This window comes from Microbacterium yannicii (assembly GCF_024055635.1).
Taxonomy (GTDB): Bacteria; Actinomycetota; Actinomycetes; order Actinomycetales; family Microbacteriaceae; genus Microbacterium; species Microbacterium yannicii.
Window position 1 is genome coordinate 33,010 of the sequence record NZ_JAMXMB010000025.1, and the last position, 22,191, is coordinate 55,200.

Below are 22,191 nucleotides of genomic sequence, written 5' to 3' on the forward strand. Positions count from 1 at the left end.
TCACGCCAGTACGGTGTTCGTGAGCTGGGCGAGCGGCTCGGCGAGGGCGTTGATCAGATCGGTCAGCTCGCGCTTGTCGTCGTCGGTGAGCTCGGTGTACACAACGAACCCGCCGTCGAGCGAGCCGTACTGCGCAAGCGCGGCCTCGAGGTCGGCGTAACCGGCGTCGATCTCGTCGGCGAGCGCCGCGCCGTCGTCACCCTGCGCCACGGCGAAATCGCGTACCAGCGAGAACGCCATCTTGGAGCCCTCGACGTTGGCGGCGAAGTCCGAGAGGTCGGTACCCGACCACCAGTCCTCCTCGCCCTGGATCTTGCCGTTGGCGACCTCATCGAGGAGCGCGATGGCGCCGTTGGAGATGCCGGCGATGCCCTGGGCGTCGAGCGACTCCTGGAAGTCGTCGGAGTGCACGTAGTCGTACAGCTCCTGCACGTCGGCGATCAGCTGGTCGCCGAACGCCGCGCGCTCCGCCTCGGTCGACGGGGCCCAGTCCTGCCAGGCGGGCGTCGCGCCGTCGGCGTTGAGCGCGTCGGCGGCCGGCACCCACAGATCCTTCTCGATGCGGTGGAAGCCGGTCCAGTCGAGCTCTTCGGCCACCGCATCGACCTCACGGTAGTCGATGCGCGGGTCGAGATCGCCGAGCGCCTCGGCGACGGGTTCGATGCGCTCGTAGTACGCGCGCACGAGGGCGAACTGGGAACGCGCGGTCTCGTCGTCGCCGGACTCGTACGCGGCGACGAACTCCGACACTGCCGGGGCGAGCTGCCCGACCTGGTCCTTGACGAAGGCGGCGTAGAGGCCGACCGCCTGCTCCTTCTGCTCGGCATCCTCGCCCGAGAGCTCGACAGCATCGCCCGACACGGCGAAGGCCGCGCGGCCGACGCCGTCGCCGATCATGCCCGGCTTGCACACCGTGAAGTAGTCGCCCGGCTGCGCGACGACCGTGAGGGTGCGCGATGCGCCGGGCGCGATGTTCTCGACCTCGCCGACGATCCGCAGGCCGTCGTCGGCGAGCAGGTAGAACTCGGTGACCTCGTCGCCGTCGTTGCTCACGTCGAAGCTCAGCGTCCCGCTCTTCGCAGCGTCGCCCGAGACCTCGCATCCGGAGGCCGTCGACGACACGCTCAGCGCGTCGGATGAGGCGGCCTCGCTCTTCGCGACGCAACCGGACAGGATGAGGGCGCCGAGGCCGGCGACGGCGAGCGCCGGTATGAGACGACGGGCGGTCATGCTTCTCCTTGCGGGGACGGGACGGAAGATGAACGGTGAGGACCGGTCACCGAGGATGCGGACGTGGGCGACGCAGCGGTCGCCGCTACGGGCGCCGCCGTCGGGGCTGCAGGCGCCGCCACGGCGGCTGCGGGTGCGGGGCGGGCGGCCGGGCGCGAGCGCAGCTGCCCGCGCAGCCAGATGCCGCCGACGATGCCGACGTAGAGCACCCAGGCGGTGACCTGCAGCCACGACATGCGCGGCATGAAGCCGACGGTCGCCTGCAGGATCGCGGCCACGGCGCTGCCGGGGGCGATCGAGGCGGTGACATCGAAGGCCCACCCGAACGGGAAGGCCGCCCAGCCGATGGCGACGTCGCCGGTGGCGGGATCGACGGGCGCGGCGGCCGTGAAGGGGCCGGGCAGCGCTCCGGCCTCCTGCAGGTCGTGGATCGCATAGGCGAGCACCCCGGCGGCCACGATCACGAGGAAGGCGCCCGTCCAGCCGAAGAAGATGCGCAGGTCCAGTCGCAGCATGCCGCGGGCGAGGGCCCAGCCGAGCACCACGGCGGCCAGGAGGCCCAGGAGGGCGCCGGCGAGCGCCGCCGGAGCCTCGCCGAAGGACTGCACCATCGACCAGAGCAGCAGCGTGGTCTCGACGCCCTCGCGCGCCACGGAGACGAACCCGATGGCGACGAGCGCCCAGAGCCCGCCGGTGGCGAGCGCGCGGTCCACGCCGCCTTCGAGCGTGCGCTTGAGGGTGCGGGCGGTGCGCTGCATCCAGAAGATCATCCACGTGACCATCGCCACGGCCAGGAGCGACAGGGTGCCGCCCAGCAGCTCCTGCGCCTCGAACGTCAGCGAGTACGCCCCGAAGGTCAGGACGGCGCCGATCACGAGCGCCAGGGCGATGGCGAGCCCGACACCTGCCCAGAGCCGCGGCAGGACGTCGCGCCGGCCGAGCCTGGACAGGTACGCGACGAGGATGCCGACGACGAGCGCGGCTTCGAGGCCTTCACGCAGGCCGATGAGGAAGGTGGCGAGCAACGGGTTTCCCAAGATGGTGCGAAATGACGCGGCGCCCCGTCGCGCCTCGGCACTCCTGCGGTGTGATGCGCGTGGCGGTTCGACGTAAGGTGAGCCTTACCTTCGACGCTACCGGACACCATGCCGGATTGTCCATTCCGTGACCGCGCCCGCGGGCTCAGCCGGCAGCCCTCGCGTATCGCTCGGCCAGGCGCTGCAGGTGGGGCACGAGTGCGGCGGGAGAGTCCACGGTGAAGTCCATGCCCAGCATGCCGATGTACGCCGCGATCGTCTCGAGACTGTCGGCACCCGTCACCAGCACGGACGTCGTCGGCCCCACTGCTTCCACGACGCCGACGGTCGGGTTGATGCGCGCGATCACCTGCGCTGCCGGCGCGGCGATCCGCAGCCGCGCATGCACGTTCCAGCCGCCGGCCGCGATCGAGCGCAGCGCGAAGTCGGTGAAGTCTCCCCCGGGCACGGGGACGGGGTCGAAGCGGCGCCGCGTGGGCATGCGGGGTTCGATCCAGTCCAGCCGGAACGTCTCCCACTCCTCGGTGTCGGGATCGCGCGCCACGAGGTACCACCGACGCTGCCAGCTGAGCAGCCGGTACGGCTCGACACGCCGAGCGGTACCGCGGTCGTCGAAGCGCAGCCACTCCCCCGCATGCACCGCCTGCGCGACCGCACTCAGCACGCGCGGATCGACCTCGGGATCGGGTGCGTCGGTGCCGACGTTCTCGGGGCCGCTGTCGATGGTCGCCGCCACCGCATCGACAGTGGGCCGCAGACGCTCGGGCAGCACCTGCAGCAGCTTCGCGAGGGCGCGCGCGCCCGCCTCGTCGACGCCGGCCACCCCGCGCGCCACGCGCAGGCCGATGGCCACGGCGACGGCCTCTTCGTCGTCCAGCAGCAGCGGCGGCAGCTTGCCACCGGCGGCCAGCCGGTACGAGCCGGCGCGGCCGCGCTCCGCCTCGACGGGGTAGCCGAGTGAGCGCAGGCGCTCGATGTCGGTGCGGATGGTCCGCACCGACACGTCCAGTCGCGTCGCCAACTCGGGACCTGGCCACCGCGGCCTGCTCTGCAGCAGCGCGAGGAGTGCCAGCATCCGCGCAGAGGTGTCGGCCATCTCGCTCGATTCGTCGAAGTGGTCAGATATCAGGAAGATAACCTGCCTGTTTCGACCGTAACGTCGAAGACATGAACACCGAAACCACCGCCAGCACCGACATCCGCCCCTTCCGCATCGACGTCCCGCAGGCCGACCTCGACGACCTGAACGATCGGCTGGTGCGCTCCCGGCTCCCCCAGCCGGCGCCGTCCGACGACTGGGAGTCGGGAACGCCGAACCAGTACCTCGCCGATGCCGTCGCGCGCTGGCGTGACGGCTTCGACTGGCGCGCCGCCGAGGCGCGAATGAACGAGTTCCCGCACTTCCTCACCGAGATCGACGGACAGCCGATCCACTTCGTGCACGTGCGCTCGCCGCACGAGCGGGCCACGCCGCTGATCCTGGCCCACACGTACCCGGGCTCATTCGTCGACTACCTCGACATGATCGGTCCGCTCGTCGACCCCGTCGCGCACGGCGGCCGCGCCGAGGACGCCTTCGACGTCGTCGTGCCGAATGCGCCCGGGTTCGGCTTCAGCCAGCCGGTCACGCAGGCGGGCTGGACCACCGCGCGCGTCGCGTCCGCCTACGACACGCTGATGCGCCGGCTCGGATACGACTCGTACGGCATCCACGGGAGCGACAACGGGGCGATGGTGGCGCGCGAGCTCGGTCTGCTCGCTCCCGAGGGCTTCCTCGGCCTGCACGTGCTGCAGCTGTTCTCGTTCCCCTCGGGTGATCCAGCCGAGTTCGAGAAGCTCGAGCCGCAGGACTATGCCGGGCTCGAGCACATGCAGTGGTTCCAGTCCGTCGGCGCGTACAACACCATGAATGCCGCCCGTCCGCAGACGATCGCCGCGGCGCTGTCCGACTCCCCCGTCGGCCACCTGGCGTACGCCGAGCTGTTCAACTCCTTCGGCAACGGCACCAGCCTCGTCCCGCTTGACGCCATCCTCACCGAGGTGAGCGTCGCGTGGTTCGCCAATGCGTCGGCCGGCATGAGCCGCGCCTACCGCGAGAACGCGCTGGCGGATGCCGAGCCGCGCGTGAGCGGCGCGCGCACGGGGGTGGCGGTGTTCAAGGACGACTTCCAGACGATCAAGGTGTTCGCCGAACGCGACAACACGAACATCGTCCATTGGAGCCGCTTCGAGCGCGGCGGGCACTTCGCCGCGCTCGAAGTGCCCGAGCTGGTCGTCGGCGACATCCGCGCCTTCTTCGCCCAGTCGTGAGGTGGCAGCGGGTCCGGCGGGCGTACCCGCCGGGCCCGCTTAACCCTGCGCAACAATCCGAGCGGATGCCACCGCATCCGCCTACCCTCGCCTCATGACCGAGCTCAATCTGCCGATCCTGGACCTCTCCCGGCTCGACGCGGGTGCCGAGGCGGCCGCGCAGTTCCGCGACGACCTGCGCGCGGCGACCCACGACGTGGGGTTCTTCTACCTCACCGGAACCGGCGTCTCGTCCGAGCTGGAAGCACGGCTCCATCGCGTCGCCCGTGAGTTCTTCGCCCTCCCGGAGGCCGACAAGCTCGCGATCGAGAACGTCAACAGCCCGCATTTCCGCGGATACACGCGCATCGGCGGCGAGCGTACGCAGGGCAAGGTCGACTGGCGCGAGCAGATCGACATCGGCCCCGAGCGCGCGGCCGTGACCGATCCGGATGCCCCGGACTTCGCGCGCCTCATCGGGCCGAACCTCTGGCCCGATGCGCAGCCCGAGCTGCGCGACGTCGTCACGGAGTGGCACGATCACCTGTCGGGCGTCGCGCGGAAGCTGCTGCGCGCCTGGGCGCTGTCGCTCGGTGCGCCCGAGAACTACTTCGACGAGCACTTCGGCGAGCCGTCCACCCTCATCAAGATCGTCCGCTACCCCGGCAAGGAGGACCCCACGCCCCAGCAGGGCGTCGGAGCCCACAAGGACTCCGGCGTGCTCACGCTGCTGTGGGTCGAGCCCGGGAAGGGCGGACTCCAGGTGGAGCGGGAAGGACAGTGGGTGGACGCTCCCCCGGTCACCGGCGCCTTCGTCGTCAACATCGGCGAGCTGCTGGAGTACGCCACGCAGGGCTACCTCATCGCGACGAAGCACCGGGTCATCTCGCCGAAGTTCCCCGACGACCGCATCTCGGTCCCGTTCTTCTTCAACCCCGCGCTGGACAAGCGCCTGCCGCTGATCGAGCTGCCGGACGAGCTCGCCGAGCGGGCCCGCGGCGTCACGCAGGACCCGACCAACCCGATCCACGCCCTCTACGGCGAGAACGCGCTGAAGTCGCGGCTGCGCGCCCACCCGGACGTCGCTGCGATCCACCACGCGGATCTCGTCACGTCGCGGGCCGCGGCATCCGCCTGAGCACTTCTTGCAGGTCTCTTGCGAGGGTGCAAGGGGGTGCCGGAGCGTCCGGCGGCCCGCCTAGCGTGGCCGTATGAGCGACGTGACGATCTTCGCCCCCTCGCCGACGCTCACCGTCACGGTCGAGGAGCACGACAGCGAGCCCGACATCCATCTCCATGCCGGCGGTCAGGGGGTGTGGCAGGCGCGCATGCTGCTGCGGCTCGGGGTCTCGGTGACGATCTGTTGCAGTCTCACGGGCGAGATCGGACGGATGCTGCGGCATCTGCTGGAAGACGAGGGCCTCAGCGTCGCAGGGGTCGAGCGCCCGGGGAAGGGGTCCGCGTACGTGCACGACCGCCGCGGCGGCGAGCGTCGGATCATCGCCGAGACGGGCGGCGACCCCCTCGCACGGCATGATCTCGACGAGCTCTACGGCATGACTCTTCGCGAAGGACTCGCCTCGGGCCTGGCGATCCTCAGCGGGCCGGCCGGCGACGCGACACTCCCGGCCGACACCTACCGTCGGCTGGCCGCCGATCTGCGTGCCGGCGGCGCCCAGGTCGTCGTCGATCTGTCCGGCGCCCGGCTCCAGGCCGCCCTGGACGGCGGGATCGACGTGCTCAAGGTCAGCGACGAAGAGCTCGCGCAGGATGCCCTCGTCGACGACGACAGCAGCGCCGCCATCATGGCCGCGATGCGACGCCTGCATACGAGCGGAGCGGGTGCCGTGGTCGTCTCGAGATCACCCGAGCCCACCCTGCTGCTGGACGCCGACGGATTCCTGGAGGTGCGCCCGCCCCGCATGGAGGTCGCCGACACGAGGGGCGCCGGCGATTCGCTGACGGCGGGCATGGCTGCCGGCATCGTGAGGGGCGAGGGACTGCGCGACGCGATCGTGACAGGCGTCGCCGCGGCGGCCCTCAACGTCACCCGGCACGGGTTGGGCACGGGCGACCCCGAGTCGATCGCCGCGCTGCGGGCAGCCGTGACGCTGCGGGAGATCCTCGACGACGCCGGCGCCGGGATGGATCAGCCCATCACCGGCCACGTCAGCCCGGACGGGCTCGCCGCACTGGCCGAGCCGCGGACGCAGCCGGCGAGTGGCCCGTCGGCCGATGTCAACGAGCCCGCGCACCCCGACATCACGCAGCCGCGACAGCCCGGAGCCGGAGAGCAGCGATGACCCGCGCGCTCATCACCAACGACGACGGCATCGATGCGCCGGGGCTGCACGTGCTCGCCCGCGCTGCTCGTGACGCCGGCCTCGACGTGACCATCGCGGCGCCGGTCCGGCAGTCCAGCGGCTCCAGCGCGTCGATCGTCGCCGCCGAGGAGGACGGCCGCATCGCGATCGAGAAGCGCGAACTGGCCGGACTCGACGGGATCGCCGCCTACGCCGTCCGCGGCGGACCCGGCCTCATCGCCCTCATCGCCGCGCACGGCGCCTTCGGCGAACCGGCAGAGCTCGTGCTGTCGGGCGTCAATCACGGCGCCAACGTGGGGCGCGCGATCCTGCACTCGGGCACCGTCGGCGCCGCGCTGACCGGCGGGCTGAACGGCGCGTGGGCCGTCGCGGTCTCCTTGGACGTCGGGATGAATCCGACGCAGTTCCACTGGGAGGCCGCCGCCGCTGCTGCGGTGGGAGTCCTCCCGTTCCTGCTCGAGCGCCCCCGCGGCACTGTCGTGAACCTGAACGCCCCCAACGCGGCGGCGAACCGGGGAGTCGTCGAAGCGGGCCTCGCTCCGTTCGGCATCGTCCAGACCACTCTGAGCGAGCGGGACGCGGGCCACATCCGCCTGGCGGTCGAAGACCTGCCGAATACGCCCGAGCCCGGCAGCGACGCCGCGCTCCTGGCTGACGGGTGGGTGACGCTCACCGGCCTCGACCCGGTGTCACAGCTGCCGCTCGGCTTCGACGCGTCCATGGCATCCGCGCATCCGTCGTGACCTGCCCCGCGCGCCACATCGTGACACGGTGCGGGGCGGACGGGATGCGGAGGCGGTCCGGCGGGAGAGCCAGGATTCTCGGAACCGGCCGCTTCGGGCGGAAAGGGTGAAGGCCTCCCCACACCGTGGGGAGGCCTTCCAAGAATGTTTTGCGCGATTGTACGCTGGCTGCGATTAGCGGCGCAGTCCGAGACGCTCGATCAGCGACCGGTAACGGTTGATGTCGATGTCCTGGAGGTAGCCGAGCAGACGACGGCGCTGACCCACCATCAAGAACAGACCACGACGTGAGTGGTGGTCGTGCTTGTGCTCCTTGAGGTGCTCGGTGAGGTCCTTGATGCGCTGCGTCAGCATCGCGACCTGCACCTCGGGGGATCCGGTGTCACCGGGGTGCGTCGCGTACTCTTCGATGATCGCCTTCTTGGCATCGGATTCGAGTGGCATAGATGGGATCCCCTTCCTGGTCGTTGCGCGGCGCTCGACGCCTGATGCGCGAGCTCTCTTTATCCGCGGCCGATCTAACGGCAACCTGAAGAGTCTACCAGCGAACGGATGCTGCGGCGAACGCCGCGTGTGTGCCCGGGTACGCTCGAATCCGTGCCTTTCCGCCCCCGCATCGAACGCCGGAGCCGGCGCGAATCGGGCACCGCGTCGAGCATGAGCGGCGAGGCGCATCGCAGCCACCTCATCGATCTGCGCCCGTTCCGCACCAGTCCCGCGTTCACGCGGATGTGGATCGGCTCGACGCTGGCCGGCCTCGGCGGACAGCTGACGATCGTCGCGATCATGCTGCAGATGTATGACCTCACCGGGTCGACGTTCGCCGTCTCGATGATCGCCGTCGCCGGCCTCGTGCCCATGATCATCGCCGGCATCTACGGCGGCATGCTGGCCGACGCCTTCGACCGGCGCGCCGTCGCGCTGATCGCCGCCACCGTGACCTTCGGCTCGACGGCGCTGCTCGCCGCCCTCACCTGGGCGGACCTCGAGACGGTGTGGTGGCTCTACGCGCTCAGCATCGTCAACTCCGCCGCCAACTCGATCGTGCTCGCCACGCGGCAGGCCATCGTGCCGCGCCTCCTCCCCCGTGAGCTGCTCGCCGCCGCATCCGCACTGGGCGGCATCACCGTCGGCATCATGGTGATGGCCGGCCCGGCGCTCGCCGGCGTGCTGGTGGCGCTCACCGGCTACGCCTGGACGTACACGCTCGACGTGATCCTGATGACCTCGCTGTTCCTCGGCCTGTGGACGCTGCCGGCGCTGCGCCCCGAAGGCGAGATCGTGCGGCCGGGGCTGGAATCGCTGCGCGACGGCTGGCGGTTCCTGCGGCGGGCGTCGAACATCCGGCTCCAGTTCATCCTCGACATCATCGCGATGACCTTCGGTCAGCCGCTTTCGCTGTTCCCCGCCATCGGCGCGGTGCTGCTGGGCGGCGGGCCGATCACCACCGGACTCCTCACCGCGTCGGTCGCGGCGGGCGCGTTCGCGTCGAGCCTGTTCTCCGGGCGGATCGGCGGCGTCCGCCACCAGGGACTCGGCATCCAGCGAGCGATCCTCGTGTACGGCGGCGCCATCGCCGCACTCGGCCTCGTGCTCGCCGCCGCAGCCCTCGGCTGGCTCGCACCCCCCGCCGTCGACGCCGACACGCCCAACGTCGTGCTCATCGGGCTCGCATGCCTCGTGCTGGCGGTCTCGGGCGCGGCCGACAACATCAGCTCGATCTTCCGCAACACCATGGTGCAGGCGGCCGTGCCCGACGCCATCCGTGGTCGGCTGCAAGGCATCTTCATCGTCGTGGTCGCGGGGGGCCCGCGCCTGGGCGCGCTCTACGCCGGCACACTCGCGACGCTCACGGCGCTGTGGTTCCCGCCGCTGCTCGGCGGGTTCATCATCATCGCGCTCGTCGCGACGCTCGTGCGCGCCAGCCCGCGCTTCCGCGCCTACGACGCCGAGAACCCCGTCCCCTGACGGGCGGCCGGGTCGTAGTCTGAGCGCCGCACATCGGCGGATTTCGGACGTCGCATCCCGCCGGGAGTCCTCGGGTCGGAGCACGCGCGTACCGTTGGTCCGTGACCTCGACCCGAACCAGCCCGGCCCTTCGTGCGGAGAACCCCACCTCTGCCCGCTGGATCACGGTGCAGTTCGTGCTCGCCGGCATCGTGTGGGGATCGAGCTTCCTCTTCATGAAGGTGTCGCTGACCGGCATCTCCCCCGCCCAGGTCGCGTGGACCCGCATCCTTCTGGGCGCGGTCACGCTCGGCGCCCTCGTGCTGCTGCGCCGCGAGCACCTGTCGCGCAGCCTGCGCGTATGGGCGCACCTGCTCGTGCTGGGACTCACGTTCTGCGTCATCCCGTTCCTGCTGTTCTCGTGGGCGCAGCAGCACGTCAGCTCGGGCGTCGCCAGCATCTTCAACGCGACGACGCCCATCATGACGGCGATCATGGCGTGGCTGGTCTTCCGCGTCGAGCGGCTCAAGGCCCTGCAGGTCGCCGGCATCGGGGTCGGCATCCTCGGTGTGATCGTGATCATCGCACCGTGGCAGGGCATCGCGTTCGACGGCAGCCTCGTCGCCGAGCTGACGATCCTCGGTGCGACTGCGAGCTACGGCTTCAGCTTCGCCTACATGCGCCGCTTCGTGTCGAACACCGGGATGTCGGCCCTCGCGTTCACGTTCGGCTACATCGCCATGGCGGGGGCGGTGATGGTCGTGCTCACGCCGTTCCTCGTCCTGACGCCGGTGCGCCTCGACGCGCCCATCATCGTGAGCCTCGTCCTGCTCGGCTGCCTCGGCACGGGGATCGCGTACGTCTGGAACCAGAACACCGTGCGCGCCTGGGGTCCCACACGCGCCTCCACCGTCACCTACATCACCCCGGTCGTGGGCGTCATCCTCGGCATCCTGATCCTGGGTGAGACGATCAGCTGGAACGAGCCTGTCGGCGCCCTCGTCGTCTTCCTGGGCATCCTGCTCGCTCAGGACCGCCTGCGCCTTCGCCGGCGACCGCGCTCCTGAGACGCGGGACTGCTCGCGTCAGGCCGCGGCCCGGCGCACGCGCCCCGGCGTCTCACCGGTCACGCGCGCGAACGCGCGGCTGAACGCGGCCTCGGAGCCGTACCCGTGCGCGGCGGCGACCGCCGCGACGCTGCCGCCCTCGGCGAGCATGGCGCGCCGCCCGCATCCGCGCGGCCGACACGTAGGTCATCGGCGGTGTTCCGACCACCGCGCTGAACCGCGCTGCGAAGGCCGAGCGCGACATCGTCGCACGGCGCGCCAGCGCGTCGAGCGTCCACGGGTGGCCGGGATCGCGGTGGACGGCGGCGAGCGCCGCGCCGAGCTGGGGATCGCGCAGCGCAGCCAGCCATCCGCTCGATTCGGACTGCTGGTCGGCCAGCCACGCGCGGACCGTCTCGACGACCAGCGACGACCGGGTGCGGGAGACGGTGTCGGTCTCCGGCTGACTCCCGCCCTCACGCGCAGAAGAGCGGATGCCTCGGGCCGAGGCATCCGCTCTTATGCGGTCTTCTGCGACCGCCGCGCGTCAGTGGCGCTGCAGGTCAGTCCTGCTGGAGCGCACCCTGCAGCTCGAGCGTGATGGTGACGTCCTTGCCGACCAGCACGCCGCCGGTCTCGAGGGCGGCGTTCCAGGTGAGCCCGAAGTCCTCACGGTTCACAACGGTCTTCGCGGTGGCGCCGGCCTTGTAGTTGCCCCACGGGTCGGTGCCGAAGCCGCCGAAGTCGAACTCGAAGGTCACCGGCTTGGTCACGCCGCGGATGGTCAGGTCGCCGTCGACCAGGAAGTCGCCGTCAGCGATGCGGGCACCGGTGGAGCGGAACTCCATGGTCGGGTGGTTCTCGACGTCGAAGAAGTCACCGGAGCGGAGGTGGTTGTCGCGCCCCTCGTCCTTGGTGTCGACCGAGGTCACGTCGACGCTCGCCTCGACCTGGGCGTCCAGCGGGTTCTCGGGGGCGACGAGCGTCGCGCTCTTCATGCCGAACGTGCCGCGCACCTTCGAGATCATCATGTGGCGCACGCTGAAGGTGACCTCGCTGTGCGCGGGGTCGAGCACCCAGGTGCCCGCCTTGTAGCCGGGAACGTCGATCGTGGTGGTGTCCGTCATGGTCGTCCTTCGTGTGGGGTGGATCACCGCAGGTGCGGCGATGGGCTCGATAGACGTCAACGCACAGCAGTCCACGATCTATTCCTGTGAATGAAAAAATTCTCACGATGTGCCCGGTGCGGAAGCGCCCGGACATGACGAAGGGAGCGGATGCCGCGGCATCCGCTCCCTGGAGAACGTCCGGTGTGGCGGGCTCTCAGCCGACCTTGATGAGGTCGATGACGAAGATCAGGGTCTTGCCACCGAGGAAGTGGCCGCCGGCGGGACCGTACGCGAGGTCCGGCGGGATGACGAGCTCGCGACGCCCGCCTTCCTTCATGCCGGGGATGCCGTCCTGCCAGCCCTGGATCAGGCCGCGGAGGGGGAACTGGATGCTCTCGCCGCGGTTCCACGACGAGTCGAACTCCTCGCCGGTCTCGTACTCGACGCCCACGTAGTGGACGGTCACGGTGTCGCCGGGCTTCGCCTCGGCGCCCTCGCCCACGACGATGTCGCGGACGACCAGGTCGGACGGCGCCGGGCCGGCGGGTGCGTCGATCTCGGGCTTGGTGCGGTCGTCAGTCATGACACCATCCAACCACCCCGCGATCTCGGACGCCGGAGGATTTCGCCGTCAGGGGAACCGCCGCAGGCTCTCTTGACAGTCGCGCGGGCCCCCGGCATCCTGGTCGCAGACCAACTCAGCGCTCGGTAGACACGCAGGCATCGCCGCGGCACCGAGCGCTGAGTCTTGCTGCGAGGGCCTCCGGCTCAGGGTGCGAACATCGCCGAGCGCGTCGCGGCCGTCTTCGCCAGCAGGTCGTGCTCCTCGACGGCCGCCTGCGGATCACGCCCGGTGATGGCACGCTGACGCGTGGCGGCGAGGGCTGTCGCGTCCGTGATGAAGCTCTTCATGAGCCCGGTGCGGTCGCCCCGCAGCGAGCGCGCCCACGCCAGCGCCGCCTTGCGGCCCGCTGGCGTGGCCAGCATGTCGACCTCCTGGGGAGTGAACCACCCGGCAGCGGCGTAGTCGCCCAGCCGGCGCCGGGTGAGGCGCGTCTCCTCGCGTCGGAGCGCGACGATACCGAGGATGAACCCGATGAAGAGCGGCACCTGGAGCGTCAGGTAGAGCACGAAGAAGTCGCCGAACACCGCCGAGCCGTTCCAGAAGGCGTGCAGCGCAATGGCGCCCGCCAGGCCGAGCAGCCAGGGGCCGACCGCCTGTCCCGTCGAGAGTCCGCGACGGGCGGCGAGTCCGAGGGCGAATCCGGTGACGCTGGTGAACATGACGTGGGCGAAGGGCGAGAGGATGCCGCGCAGGAAGAACGTCGTCGACGTCTCGGCGGCCCCGCCCTCGATGAAGCTCACGGCGAAGTACTGGATGTTCTCGGTGAAGGCGAAGCCCGCACCTACCAGTGCGCCGTAGACGATCCCGTCGACGGGTCCGTCGAAAGCCCGGCGGGCGGTCGCGAAGATGAGGAAGACCCCCAGTCCCTTGGCGAACTCCTCGACCACCGGAGCCTGCACCACCGTCTGCAGCACCTCACGGGTGCCGGTCGCGGGCCCGAAGACCACGGAGAGCAGCAGATCGATGCCGAGCGCGATGCCGACGGCGGCGATGGCGCCCCACGCGATCGCCAGAATCAGCAGGCCCTTCGGTTCCGGCTCCCAGCGATCGACGATGCGCACCGCGAACAGTACGCCGACGAGCGGCACGAGAGCGAGCAGCATCCCCAGGAGCGAGGCGCCCGGACCCAGCGCGTTCAGGAAATAGCCGACCAGTGCGATGAGGATCAGCACGAGGACGCCGGCGATCCAGATGGAGGCGCTGCGACCGCCGCGGGCGACGACGGCGCTCGGAATCTGCACCGGCGCGGGCGACGTCGCCGGCGGCGTGATCGCCGCGGCAGCCGCGTGACGGGGCTGCGCGAGGGCGGAGGCGAACTCGGGGGGCGTGAGCGAGGGCCGCGGGCGTGCGGCACCGGGGTCAGGCGTCATGCGCACAGCCTATGACCGCCCGCGGGTGGCCCGGCGACACGAGGCTCCGGCTAGGTTGGGGGCATGCGCTTCGCCCATGTCGTGCCACCGGAGTCGGGCGGGCCGAGGCTCGCGGTCGTCCTGGGCGACGAGGCGGTCATCGTCGAGAGGCTGTTCGCCGGAGCCCCGCGCACCCTCGAGGAGCTCATCGCCGGCGGCGACGAGCTGCTCGCACGCGTGAGGGATGCCGCAGACCGAGGGCCACGGCATCCGCTCGACTCGATGCGCTACGCGTCGGCCGTCCTCGCGCCGCCGGTGATCCTCGCGATCGGCCTCAACTACGCCGCGCACTCGAGCGAACTGGGGTTGAAGACCGACTCCACGCCCACCGTCTTCGTGCTGTGGCCGAACTCGCTCGCCGGCCACGACCACACGACTGCGTGGCCGCGGTCGCTCAGCGAGTCCGTCGACTACGAGGCCGAGCTCGGCGTCATCATCGGCACGCCGGCCAAAGACGTCTCGCCCGAGGACGCACTCGCCCACGTCTGGGGCTACACGGTCGTCAATGACATCACCGCCCGCGACATCCAGTACTCCGAAGCCCAGTGGTCACGCTGCAAGTCGTTCGACGGCTTCACCCCCACAGGGCCCTTCGTCGTCACCGCCGACGAGGTGCCCGACCCGCAGGATCTGCACATCTGGACCGTCCTGGACGGAACGACCTTGCAGGATGCGACGACCGGCCAGATGGTGCGCCCCGTCGCCACCCTGATCTCGCACCTGTCAAGGTCGGCGACGTTGCTCGCGGGCACCCTCATCTCGACCGGCAGCCCCGGAGGCGCCGGCTACTCGCGGGATCCGCAGGTGTTCCTGCGCGACCGGTCGACGGTGACGGTGGGGATCGACGGGATCGGCGCCCTCACGACCCACTGCCGCATCCTCGACTGAGGACGAGAACCGCGCCACCACCGCGCGTTCACCGGGACACACGAGGGGCGGGCCCGCCGTGCGGACCCGCCCCTCGTTCGCGTTCAGCCGGACGCGACGCCGGCGTCAGTTGCAGGTGATCGTGCCGCCGTTGTCGAGGTCCCAGACGCCCGGACCGAGTTCGTTGCACGCCGCGGCGAGGCCGCCGAAGATCAGACCCAGCACGACGATCGAAAGGATGATCCCGATCACGAGCAGCACCGCGCCGATGATGATCGCCGCGAGCGCGAACCCGTTCTTCACGCCCGCCTTCCGGCTCTGCACGAGGGCGACGATGCCGAGGATCAGACCGACGAGCGGGGCGATGCCCCACACGACCACGCCGGCCAGCGAGACGATGAATGCGACGAGCCCCAGGGTCTTGCCCGGGACACGGGCGTCCGCCGGTGCACCGTAGGCGGCGGGCGGGGCCGTCGGGTAGGCCGGCGGAGCGGCCGGGTAGGCCGGCGGAGCGGCCGAGTAGGCCGGCGGAGCCGCCGGGTAATCGGACGGGGCCGCCGCCGCGGACGGGGCTGCGTACTCCGGCGCGGCCGGCGCCGCGGCAGGGCTGGGCTCCGGCTCAGCGGGGGCAGCGTACTCCGGAGCGGCGGGTGCGGCCGGCACCTCAGCAGCCGCAGGAGGCGCGTCGGCGGGCGGCTGAGGCGCAGTCGGCTCCCCCGCGGGCTGCTGAGGCGGCTCGGGTGCGGCCGGGTTCTGCGGATCGGTCATTTCTCGCCTTTCGTTCGAGTCCCCCCGACGTTATCGATCGGGAGGTGCCCGCGGCAACCGCTCAGCGGGAGTCGGCGCGGTGCTCCACGACGACGTCTTCCGGCGCCTGCTGGATGGGGATGGCGGCCGTCACCGTCTCGAGGCCCGACAGCCGCGCCGGCGAGAGCTGCTTCGCGACCTCGTCACGCGACATCAGGCCGGCCTCGACGACGAGGTCGGCGACGCTGTGCCCGGTGAGCAGGGCGGTCTTGGCGAGCGCTGCCGCAGCGGCGTAGCCGATGAAGGGGGTGAGCGCCGTGATCACGCCGACGCTGTTCCCGACCATGGCGCCGAGACGCTCGCGATTGGCGGTGATGCCTTCGACGCAGTTGACGCGGAGGGTGAGCATCGCCTGACGCAGCCAGGTGATCGACTGGAAGATCGAGTGCGCGATCACCGGTTCGAACGCGTTCAGCTGCAGCTGACCGCCCTCGACCGCCATCGTCACCGTGAGGTCGGACCCCGCGACGGCGAACGCCACCTGATTGACGACCTCGGGGATCACCGGGTTGACCTTGCCCGGCATGATGCTCGAGCCCGCCTGCCGCGCCGGGAGGTTGATCTCGCCGAACCCGGCTTGCGGGCCGGACGAGAGGAGCCGCAGGTCGTTGCAGATCTTCGAGAGCTTGATCGCGTTGCGCTTTAGCGAGGACGAGAACGACATGAACGAACCCGTGTCGCTCGTGGCTTCGACCAGGTCGCTCGCCGTGGCGAGGTCGAGGCCCGAGATGTCCCGCAGGTGGCGCAGGACGGCAGGAGCGTAGGACGGGTTCGTGGTGATGCCCGTGCCGATGGCCGTGGCGCCCATGTTGATCTCGTACAGGAGGTACGCGTTCTCGGTGAGGCGCTGGTGGTCGTAGCCCAGCGTTGTCGCGAAGCCGTGGAACTCCTGCCCGAGCGTCATCGGCACGGCGTCCTGCAGCTGCGTGCGCCCGACCTTCAGGACGTCGTGGAACTCCACCGCCTTGGCGAGGAACGCCCGGCGCAGCAGGTCGAGCTCTTCCAGCAGGCTCTGCAGGTCGAGGCCGAGCCCGACCTTGATGGCGGTCGGGTAGACGTCGTTCGTCGACTGGCTGCGGTTGGTGTCGTCGATCGGAGACAGGAACGCGTAGTCGCCCTTGGGCCGGCCGGCGAGCTCGAGCGCGACATTGGTGATGACCTCGTTCGCGTTCATGTTGGTCGACGTGCCGGCGCCGCCCTGGATCACGCCGACGACGAACTGATCGTGGAACTGGCCCTCGATGACGAGCTGCGCCGCGCGGTCGATGAGGTCGGCCTTGGCGGGATCGAGGACCCCGATCTCGCGGTTGGCGCGCGCGGAGGCCTGCTTCACCATCGCGAGCGCACGCACCAGATCGGGATAGACCGAGATCGGCCGCTTCGAGATCGGGAAGTTATCCAGCGCCCGGGCGGTGTGGATGCCCCAGTACGCGTCGGCGGGGATCTCCATGGATCCGAGGGAATCGGTCTCGATGCGGGTTCGCGTCATTGCGTCCAGTGACATGTGTGTGGTGTCCTCGTGGGTCGTTCACAGCGGTGTGCCGGGATGCTTCGAGACTACTCGCGCCCCCTGAGGACCCCCCTATACGCGGCGTACAGCGCACGCCATCGCGACGTACACCGCGGTGGCCGTCAGAGCGGCCCGGCCGCTCACGAACGTTGCTGCTCAGTGGGGCTTGCGCGAGAACGCCTCGAGACGCTGCTCGGGCGTGAGGCGCGACATCCGCTCCACCCATTCCGCGGAGAAGACGTCGGCGGTGGGCGCCTGCAGGACGGGGACGACGGCATGCGTGATGGTGTCGTCGTACACGTGCACGAGGTGGAAGGACTGGCCGGCGTCCATGCCGTTCACATCGACCGCGGCCCGCGCGAGATTCATCGTGTAGCAGGTGGCGGCGGCGACACTCACCGGCACGCCCGCGAACGTGCCGCTCGTCGAATAGTGCAGGTGTCCGGCGAGGATCGCGCGCACGTCGGTGCCCGCGATCACCTCGGCCAGGCGCCCCTGATCGCGCAGCTCGAGGATGTCGAACAGCGGCACGTGCGACGGCAGCGGCGGATGGTGGATGGCCAGGATCGTGCCGAGCGGCGCGGGCGTCGCGAGCACGTCACGCAGCCACTCCAGCTGTGCGGAGTCCACATCGCCGTGGTGCCACCCCGGCACCGTCGAGTCCAGTCCGACCAGCCGCAGTCCGCCGAGGTCCCACACGCCGGTGACGGGCTCCTGCGTCGGCTCCAGGCCGAGCAGGTCGCGGCGCAGGGCCGGCCGCTCGTCATGGTTGCCGGCCAGCCACACGATGGGCGCCCCGAGCCGCTCCGCGACGGGCTCGACCGCTTCGCGCAGCGCTGTGTACGCCTCGGGCTCGCCCAGATCCGTCAGATCGCCCGTGAACACGATGGCGTCGGGACGGATGCCGGTGGCCTCGGCCGCGATCAGCGTCTGGGTGAGGTTCGCCGCCGTGTCGAAGCGTCCGCCGAGCGGCACGTTGCCGGCGAGCAGGTGGGTGTCGCTGATGTGCAGCAGGGTGCGCCGCGCCGGCGGGTGCTGGCCGAACTGCACCGTCGCGGCGGGGCCGCCGCGCCCGGGGGCACCTGGCGACGAGCCGGAATCGTCGGGACGGGGCAGGGAGGCCATGGGCCACAGCCTAGGCGCTCACTCCGACACGCTGCACCCGCCGCACCCGCGCCGGCGGACAGCGAAGGGGCCCCGCCGGCGGGCTCAGCGTCGACCGCCTCAACGTCGACGCGACCGCGACGGCCGTCAGTGGTTGAACAGGATGAGCAGCAGGCCGCCGAGGACGGCGGCGGCGCAGACGGCGAAGCAGACGTAGGCGGTCACGAGCGCGAGGCGCTTCTGCCCGTCCGTCAGCGGGCTGCGCTTCGCGGCCTTGGCGGCGGCCTTCTCGGCGCGGCGCGCCTCCTTCTCGGAGATCACGGTGATCGCGTCGGTGAACTCGGCCGGTGCGACGACGGGCGCGCGTCCGGCGCGGACCAGCAGCCGCAGACCGAGTGAGTAGAAGCCGACCACGAGCACCGCCGAGACGAAGGCGGCGATGAAGACCTGCACGAAGGAGTCCCAGTGGATGGTCATCGCGGGCCACCGTTCTTCGGGCCGTTCGCAGTTCGCTCGGCGGCCTTCGCGGCCTTCGCCGCCTTCTTCGCCGCCGTTTGGGCCGCACTCTGCGCTGCCGCGACGCGGCGCGCCTCTTCGCGCGCGAGCGCACGCTGACGACGGGTGGGCGGCGGGTTGCGCTTGACCTTGACGGCGCGACCGGAGTCGGCGACCTCGCTCATCGCGTTGGCGGCCGTGACTTCGTCGCGACGGGAGCGGAGGAAGAGGAACGTGATGATCCCCACGGCGAGCAGCGCATCGATGATGACGCCCCAGACGGGGAGCCACACGACGATCAGGGCCGCAGCGGCACCGACGGCGCCGGCCGCGGGCAGGGTGAGGATCCAGCCGACCATGATGCGGCCCGCGGTGCGCCACCGCACCTGTGAGCCCCGACGACCCAGGCCCGACCCGATCACCGAGCCCGACGCCACCTGAGTGGTCGACAGCGCGAACCCGAGGGCGCTCGAGGCGAGGATCGTCGAGGCGGTCGACGCCTCGGCCGCGAAGCCCTGCGCGGGCTTGACCTCGGTCAGTCCCTTGCCGAGCGTGCGGATGATGCGCCAGCCGCCCATGTAGGTGCCCAGGGCGATCGTGATCGCGCAGGCGAACACCACCCACAGCTGCGGCTCGGGGTTCGACGCCGACTGCAGGCCGGCGGTGATGAGCAGGAGCGTGATGATGCCCATCGTCTTCTGCGCGTCGTTGGTGCCGTGTGCGAGGGCGACGAGCGACGAGGTGAAGATCTGCCCGAAGCGGAAGCCGTCGCGCCCGTCGGGCTTGCTGTCGTAGCGACGGGTGAGGACATACGCGAGCTTGGTGGCCGTGAACGCGATGATGCCCGCGGTCACCGGGGCGATGAACGCCGGCAGGATCACCTTGGACATGACCACGCCGAAGTTGACCGCCGTGAAGCCGACGCCGACGATGGTGGCACCGATGAGGCCGCCGAACAGCGCATGAGACGACGACGAGGGAAGACCCAGGAGCCACGTCAGCATGTTCCACGTGATGGCGCCGATGAGGCCGGCGAGGATGATCTCGGGAAAGATGTTCGCCGAGATCTGATCCTCGTTGATGATCCCGCCCGAGATGGTCTGAGCCACCTCTGTCGACAGGAACGCACCGACGAGGTTGAGCACCGCGGCGAGGAGCACGGCGGTCTTGGGCTTGAGCGCGCCGGTGGCGATCGGCGTCGCCATCGCGTTCGCCGTGTCGTGGAAGCCGTTCGTGAAGTCGAAGAACAGCGCCAGCGCTATCACCAGAACGATGATGAGGGTTGCGGTTTCCACCGTTCGCTTTCGGTGAGGAGGAGTGGAGAGATGGTGCCGACGAGATCGGCGCGACGAACGAACAGTTCACCAAGGGTTCAGGTACCGGCAACCGGCCAGGAAGAATCCTACATCGGCGACCCTGACGGTCAACTCGGAGGCGACTAGCGTGGAACGGTGACCCTCAGCGACCCCGTACCCGCCACATCCGCCCCTGACGCCGGCATCCGTCCCCCCGTCGCCGAGAGCAGGATCAGCGTCCGCTCGCACCACGGCGACGACGTCGAGGACCGCTACGAGTGGTTCCGCGCGAAGGAGGACGCCGCGGTCATCGCCCACCTCGAGGCCGAGAACGCGTACACGCAGCAGCGGACGGCCCACCTCGAGGGGCTCCGCGAGCGCATCTTCGGCGAGATCAAGGACCGCACGCTCGAGACCGACCTCTCGGTGCCCACGCGGCGGGGCGGCTGGTGGTACTACGGACGCACGGTGGAGGGCAAGCAGTACGGCATCCAGTGCCGCGCCCCGCTCGCCTCCCCCGACGACTGGACCCCGCCCGAGCTCTCCCCCGACGTCGAGGTGCCCGGCGAGCAGATCCTGCTGGACGGCAACATCGAGGCCGACGGCCACGAGTTCTTCTCGCTCGGCAGCTTCGAGGTCTCCAACGACGGCACCCTGATGCTCTACGGCGTGGACGTCGCGGGCGACGAGCGCTACACGGTGCGCGTGCGCAACCTCGTCACGGGCGAGCAGCTGCCCGACGAGATCCCCGACACGTTCGCCGGTTCGACCTTCTCCCCCGACGGCCGCTACATCGTCTACACCACCGTCGACGACGCGTGGCGGCCCGACACCGTATGGCTGCACGAGCTGGGCACCCCGGTCGCCGACGACGCGAAGCTGTTCCACGAGCCGGACGAGAAGTTCTGGGTGGGCGCCGGGTTCACGCGCAGCGACCGCTTCCTCGTGATCGGCCTGGGCTCGTCGATCACGTCGGAGGAATGGCTGCTGGATGCCGACGACCTGCGCGGCGAGCCGCGCGTCGTGTGGCCGCGCACCGAGGGGGTCGAGTACGACTCCGACCACGCCGTCGTCGACGGCGAGGACGTGCTGTTCGTCCTCCACAACGACGGCGCCCTGGACTTCGAGCTGGTACGGGTGCCGGCATCCGATCCGACCGGCGAGCGCTCGGTCGTGATCCCCCACCGTCCCGGCGAGCGCCTGCTGGGCGTGTCGACGTTCCGCGACTGGGGCGTCGTCGGCTACCGCCGAGGAGGGCTCGCCCGGCTCGGCATGCTCGACTACGCGACCGGCGATGTGAGCGAGATCGCGTTCGACGAGCCGCTGTACTCCGTCGGCACGGGCGGCAACCCCGAATGGGCTCCGCCGCTCCTGCGCCTGGGCTACGGCTCGTTCGTCACGCCGGGCACCGTGTACGACCTCGACGTCGCCACACGCGAGCTGCACCTGCGCAAGCGCCAGCCGGTGCTGGGCGGCTACGAGCCCGACGAGTACGCGCAGGCGCGCGTCTGGGCGACCGCGCAGGACGGCACGCAGATCCCCATCTCGCTCGTCTACAAGCGGTCGTTCGGCGACGCGGGCGCCGCGCCGCGCCCCGTGCACCTGTACGGCTACGGGTCGTACGAGCACTCCATCGAACCCGGATTCTCGGTCCCGCGCCTGTCGGAGCTCGACCGCGGCGTCGTGTTCGCGGTCGCCCACGTGCGCGGCGGCGGCGAGATGGGGCGTCAGTGGTACGAGGACGGCAAGCTGCTCAGCAAGCGCAACACGTTCACGGACTTCGTCGACTGCGCCCTGCACCTCATCGACCGCGGATTCACGACGCCCGCGCAGCTGGTCGCCGAGGGCGGCTCGGCCGGCGGCCTGCTGATGGGCGCAGTGTCGAACCTCGCGCCGGAGCTCTTCGCCGGCGTCCTCGCCGACGTGCCGTTCGTCGACGCGCTGACGACGATCCTCGACCCGTCGCTGCCGCTCACCGTCATCGAGTGGGACGAGTGGGGGGATCCGCTGCACAACGCGGACGTCTACGCCTACATGAAGTCCTACTCGCCGTACGAGAACGTGCGGACGGATGCCGCGTACCCGCGCATCCTCGCCGTCACGTCGCTCAACGACACCCGCGTGCTGTACGTCGAGCCGGCCAAGTGGGTGGCGCGCCTGCGCGAAGTCGGCGCCGACGCGCTGCTGAAGTGCGAGATGGTGGCCGGCCACGGTGGCGTCAGCGGGCGCTACAACGCCTGGCGCGAGCGCGCGTTCGAGCTCGCCTGGCTGCTGGACGTCCTCGGCGTCGCCGACGCCTGAGAGCCGACCGGTCCGGCGCGCATCGAACCAAGGGATCTGCGCCGAGAGCGAGG

Annotated in this window: 21 protein-coding genes; 8 read left to right on the forward strand and 13 right to left on the reverse strand. The window is 70.5% G+C overall.

The genetic code is table 11. The features are described 5' to 3' along the window. The 3 genes from efeO to NCG93_RS09900 all read right to left on the reverse strand — a co-directional run bounded on the left by efeO (position 1) and on the right by NCG93_RS09900 (position 3,363). Positions 1–1,230, reverse strand: coding sequence for an iron uptake system protein EfeO (gene efeO / locus NCG93_RS09890; protein WP_194413907.1), 1,230 nt, complete (start codon positions 1,228–1,230; stop codon positions 1–3). After that, a complete protein-coding gene (gene efeU, locus NCG93_RS09895) occupies positions 1,227–2,255 on the reverse strand; it encodes an iron uptake transporter permease EfeU (protein ID WP_194413908.1) in 1,029 nt (342 codons plus the stop codon). Before efeU ends, efeO begins: the two co-directional genes overlap by 4 nt. A gap of 157 nt (positions 2,256–2,412) precedes the next feature. Beyond that, a complete protein-coding gene (locus NCG93_RS09900) occupies positions 2,413–3,363 on the reverse strand; it encodes a helix-turn-helix transcriptional regulator (protein ID WP_194413909.1) in 951 nt (316 codons plus the stop codon). 71 nt (positions 3,364–3,434) lie between these two features. Between NCG93_RS09900 and NCG93_RS09905 the strand changes: the two genes are divergently transcribed. The 4 genes from NCG93_RS09905 (at position 3,435) to surE (ending at position 7,623) form a co-directional block, all read left to right on the forward strand. Next, positions 3,435–4,577, forward strand: coding sequence for an epoxide hydrolase family protein (locus tag NCG93_RS09905; protein ID WP_194413910.1), 1,143 nt, complete (start codon positions 3,435–3,437; stop codon positions 4,575–4,577). Positions 4,578–4,671: 94 nt separating this feature from the next. After that, positions 4,672–5,694 (forward strand): isopenicillin N synthase family dioxygenase, encoded by a 1,023-nt coding sequence (locus tag NCG93_RS09910; protein ID WP_194413911.1) that lies wholly within the window; start codon positions 4,672–4,674, stop codon positions 5,692–5,694. 73 nt (positions 5,695–5,767) lie between these two features. Next, positions 5,768–6,859 (forward strand): 1-phosphofructokinase family hexose kinase, encoded by a 1,092-nt coding sequence (locus tag NCG93_RS09915; protein WP_194413912.1) that lies wholly within the window; start codon positions 5,768–5,770, stop codon positions 6,857–6,859. Then, positions 6,856–7,623: a 5'/3'-nucleotidase SurE gene (gene surE / locus NCG93_RS09920; protein ID WP_194413913.1), complete on the forward strand. Its 768-nt coding sequence runs from the start codon at positions 6,856–6,858 to the stop codon at positions 7,621–7,623. The genes NCG93_RS09915 and surE overlap by 4 nt, the downstream gene beginning before the upstream one ends. A 174-nt stretch (positions 7,624–7,797) precedes the next feature. Here the strand turns inward: surE and rpsO are convergent, their stop codons facing one another. Continuing rightward, a complete protein-coding gene (gene rpsO, locus NCG93_RS09925; RefSeq protein ID WP_056121136.1) occupies positions 7,798–8,067 on the reverse strand; it encodes a 30S ribosomal protein S15 in 270 nt (89 codons plus the stop codon). 213 nt (positions 8,068–8,280) lie between these two features. Between rpsO and NCG93_RS09930 the strand changes: the two genes are divergently transcribed. Continuing rightward, a complete protein-coding gene (locus NCG93_RS09930; RefSeq protein WP_194414902.1) occupies positions 8,281–9,591 on the forward strand; it encodes an MFS transporter in 1,311 nt (436 codons plus the stop codon). A gap of 101 nt (positions 9,592–9,692) precedes the next feature. Beyond that, positions 9,693–10,637: a DMT family transporter gene (locus tag NCG93_RS09935; RefSeq protein ID WP_194413914.1), complete on the forward strand. Its 945-nt coding sequence runs from the start codon at positions 9,693–9,695 to the stop codon at positions 10,635–10,637. Positions 10,638–10,655: 18 nt separating this feature from the next. On the opposite strand, the gene NCG93_RS09940 is transcribed toward NCG93_RS09935, so the two are convergent. The 4 genes from NCG93_RS09940 to NCG93_RS09955 form a co-directional block, all read right to left on the reverse strand. Further along, positions 10,656–10,787, reverse strand: a complete 132-nt coding sequence (locus NCG93_RS09940) for a helix-turn-helix domain-containing protein (protein ID WP_241741828.1) — start codon at positions 10,785–10,787, stop codon at positions 10,656–10,658. 392 nt (positions 10,788–11,179) lie between these two features. Next, positions 11,180–11,743: a YceI family protein gene (locus NCG93_RS09945; protein WP_194413915.1), complete on the reverse strand. Its 564-nt coding sequence runs from the start codon at positions 11,741–11,743 to the stop codon at positions 11,180–11,182. Positions 11,744–11,939: 196 nt separating this feature from the next. Continuing rightward, a complete protein-coding gene (locus tag NCG93_RS09950; RefSeq protein WP_194413916.1) occupies positions 11,940–12,308 on the reverse strand; it encodes an FKBP-type peptidyl-prolyl cis-trans isomerase in 369 nt (122 codons plus the stop codon). A gap of 185 nt (positions 12,309–12,493) precedes the next feature. After that, entirely contained in the window at positions 12,494–13,720 is a 1,227-nt protein-coding gene (locus NCG93_RS09955; protein WP_194413917.1) for a PrsW family intramembrane metalloprotease, read from the reverse strand. Between the two features lie 63 nt (positions 13,721–13,783). Here NCG93_RS09955 and NCG93_RS09960 point away from each other — a divergent pair, with 63 nt between their 5' ends. After that, on the forward strand, positions 13,784–14,647 hold the full coding sequence (locus NCG93_RS09960; RefSeq protein ID WP_194413918.1) for a fumarylacetoacetate hydrolase family protein: 864 nt from the start codon (positions 13,784–13,786) through the stop codon (positions 14,645–14,647). Between the two features lie 105 nt (positions 14,648–14,752). Here NCG93_RS09960 and NCG93_RS09965 read toward each other — a convergent pair whose 3' ends face one another. The 5 genes from NCG93_RS09965 to NCG93_RS09985 form a co-directional block, all read right to left on the reverse strand. Continuing rightward, the gene (locus NCG93_RS09965; protein WP_194413919.1) at positions 14,753–15,394 is read right to left on the reverse strand and encodes a DUF4190 domain-containing protein; all 642 of its coding nucleotides are present in this window, start codon (positions 15,392–15,394) and stop codon (positions 14,753–14,755) included. Positions 15,395–15,455: 61 nt separating this feature from the next. Beyond that, the gene (locus NCG93_RS09970) at positions 15,456–16,937 is read right to left on the reverse strand and encodes an aspartate ammonia-lyase (protein WP_194413920.1); all 1,482 of its coding nucleotides are present in this window, start codon (positions 16,935–16,937) and stop codon (positions 15,456–15,458) included. Between the two features lie 162 nt (positions 16,938–17,099). Then, complete coding sequence (locus tag NCG93_RS09975; protein ID WP_194413921.1) at positions 17,100–18,068, reverse strand: phosphodiesterase; 969 nt, start codon at positions 18,066–18,068, stop codon at positions 17,100–17,102. Between the two features lie 126 nt (positions 18,069–18,194). Then, a complete protein-coding gene (locus tag NCG93_RS09980) occupies positions 18,195–18,524 on the reverse strand; it encodes a peptidase (RefSeq protein WP_194413922.1) in 330 nt (109 codons plus the stop codon). Continuing rightward, positions 18,521–19,837: an inorganic phosphate transporter gene (locus tag NCG93_RS09985; RefSeq protein WP_194413923.1), complete on the reverse strand. Its 1,317-nt coding sequence runs from the start codon at positions 19,835–19,837 to the stop codon at positions 18,521–18,523. The genes NCG93_RS09980 and NCG93_RS09985 overlap by 4 nt, the downstream gene beginning before the upstream one ends. A 156-nt stretch (positions 19,838–19,993) precedes the next feature. Here NCG93_RS09985 and NCG93_RS09990 point away from each other — a divergent pair, with 156 nt between their 5' ends. Then, a complete protein-coding gene (locus NCG93_RS09990; RefSeq protein ID WP_252787503.1) occupies positions 19,994–22,138 on the forward strand; it encodes a S9 family peptidase in 2,145 nt (714 codons plus the stop codon). The last annotated feature ends 53 nt before the right edge of the window (positions 22,139–22,191 follow it).

Bases quoted from the DNA above. Each gene is read 5' to 3' on its own strand.
- NCG93_RS09910 (WP_194413911.1), top strand. From the start codon at position 4,672: ATGACCGAGCTCAATCTGCCGATCCTGGACCTCTCCCGGCTCGACGCG.
- NCG93_RS09930 (WP_194414902.1), top strand. From the start codon at position 8,281: ATGAGCGGCGAGGCGCATCGCAGCCACCTCATCGATCTGCGCCCGTTC.
- NCG93_RS09975 (WP_194413921.1), bottom strand. From the start codon at position 18,068: ATGGCCTCCCTGCCCCGTCCCGACGATTCCGGCTCGTCGCCAGGTGCC.
- NCG93_RS09970 (WP_194413920.1), bottom strand. From the start codon at position 16,937: ATGTCACTGGACGCAATGACGCGAACCCGCATCGAGACCGATTCCCTC.
- NCG93_RS09965 (WP_194413919.1), bottom strand. From the start codon at position 15,394: ATGACCGATCCGCAGAACCCGGCCGCACCCGAGCCGCCTCAGCAGCCC.
- NCG93_RS09915 (WP_194413912.1), top strand. From the start codon at position 5,768: ATGAGCGACGTGACGATCTTCGCCCCCTCGCCGACGCTCACCGTCACG.
- NCG93_RS09980 (WP_194413922.1), bottom strand. From the start codon at position 18,524: ATGACCATCCACTGGGACTCCTTCGTGCAGGTCTTCATCGCCGCCTTC.
- NCG93_RS09950 (WP_194413916.1), bottom strand. From the start codon at position 12,308: ATGACTGACGACCGCACCAAGCCCGAGATCGACGCACCCGCCGGCCCG.
- NCG93_RS09945 (WP_194413915.1), bottom strand. From the start codon at position 11,743: ATGACGGACACCACCACGATCGACGTTCCCGGCTACAAGGCGGGCACC.
- rpsO (WP_056121136.1), bottom strand. From the start codon at position 8,067: ATGCCACTCGAATCCGATGCCAAGAAGGCGATCATCGAAGAGTACGCG.
- NCG93_RS09940 (WP_241741828.1), bottom strand. From the start codon at position 10,787: ATGCTCGCCGAGGGCGGCAGCGTCGCGGCGGTCGCCGCCGCGCACGGG.
- surE (WP_194413913.1), top strand. From the start codon at position 6,856: ATGACCCGCGCGCTCATCACCAACGACGACGGCATCGATGCGCCGGGG.
- NCG93_RS09960 (WP_194413918.1), top strand. From the start codon at position 13,784: ATGCGCTTCGCCCATGTCGTGCCACCGGAGTCGGGCGGGCCGAGGCTC.
- NCG93_RS09905 (WP_194413910.1), top strand. From the start codon at position 3,435: ATGAACACCGAAACCACCGCCAGCACCGACATCCGCCCCTTCCGCATC.
- NCG93_RS09900 (WP_194413909.1), bottom strand. From the start codon at position 3,363: ATGGCCGACACCTCTGCGCGGATGCTGGCACTCCTCGCGCTGCTGCAG.
- efeO (WP_194413907.1), bottom strand. From the start codon at position 1,230: ATGACCGCCCGTCGTCTCATACCGGCGCTCGCCGTCGCCGGCCTCGGC.
- NCG93_RS09955 (WP_194413917.1), bottom strand. From the start codon at position 13,720: ATGACGCCTGACCCCGGTGCCGCACGCCCGCGGCCCTCGCTCACGCCC.